Source organism: Pseudoroseomonas cervicalis ATCC 49957 (genome assembly GCF_000164635.1).
Classification (GTDB): Bacteria; Pseudomonadota; Alphaproteobacteria; order Acetobacterales; family Acetobacteraceae; genus Pseudoroseomonas; species Pseudoroseomonas cervicalis.
In genome coordinates this window covers 1-915 of sequence record NZ_GG771102.1, presented here as the reverse complement: position 1 = coordinate 915, position 915 = coordinate 1, and the positions used below count along the sequence as shown (strand labels likewise).

Annotated in this window: 1 protein-coding gene; it reads left to right on the top strand. The window is 76.3% G+C overall.

Translation table 11 applies throughout. From position 1 onward, the window contains the following. The first annotated feature begins 199 nt into the window (after positions 1 to 199). Positions 200 to 742, top strand: coding sequence for a hypothetical protein (locus tag HMPREF0731_RS21965; protein WP_040614435.1), 543 nt, complete (start codon positions 200 to 202; stop codon positions 740 to 742). Positions 743 to 915: the final 173 nt, after the last annotated feature.

The window sequence follows — 915 nt, the reverse complement described above, 5'->3', positions numbered from 1 at the left end:
CCATGGCGCCGGCGCGGGCGCCGAGCGCCACGGCGCCGAGCATCGCAGCGGTCTGCAGCAGGGCGTGGCGGCGCCAGGCGGTGGAGGTCATCGGCGTTCTCCGGCGAAAGGGCTCCGTCACGACTTTGCGCCTCATTTATTATTTTTCGCACAATACCGGGCGCAGCATGCCGCCCGCCCCGCCCGCCCCGGTGAGAGGATGCGACACGCCGGCCCACCCCCGCTGCCCCTGCTGCTCGACCCCGCCCTGCCGCAGGAGGGCGCCTGGGTGGCGCTGCCCCTCACCCTGCTGCGCCGCCTGCCGGCGGTGCCCGGCGAGGGCGGGCTGGCCTATCTCGGCCTGGCCGAGCAGCTGGCCGCCGCGCCTCCCCCCGCGCCGGTCGCGCGCATGGGGCTGAGCCTGGCCTATATCCCGGCCCGCGCCCTGCCGCCGCGGCTGCGCCCGGAGCGGGCACCCCCCTCCCTGCAGCTGCGCCAGCCCGGCTGCATCACCCGGCTGCTCGGCCTGCCGCCGCTCGATGCGCGGGCGGTGCGCTTCGGCTTCCAGGGCGCCCGGCTGGACTTCCGCGATGGCTGCGCGGGCGAGGTGGTGGCGGTGCGCGAGGCCGCCGGGGCGGCGTTGCTGGTGGCGCTGGACCGCACGGCCAGGCCAGGGGCCGCGCGGCTGCTGCTGCCGTTGTGCGGCTTCCACCAGCGCGTCGCCCATTGGCAGGGCCCGGCCGGACCGGCGAAAAACCCTTGAACCGAACCTTGCGAAAAATCACAATTGCGCGAGAGCAAGGAGACCGCCATGACCGAGCCCAGCCCCCTGACCAGCCCGCCCGGCTTTGCCGAGGGCACGGCCGAGGCGCTGCTGCAACGCGCCGCGGCCCTCGGCCGCCGCGATGGGCTGGCCGGGCCGGGAGACCGCGCGCC

Excerpts from the sequence above, each read along its gene's own strand:
- HMPREF0731_RS21965 (WP_040614435.1), top strand. The coding sequence starts at position 200 with ATGCGACACGCCGGCCCACCCCCGCTGCCCCTGCTGCTCGACCCCGCC.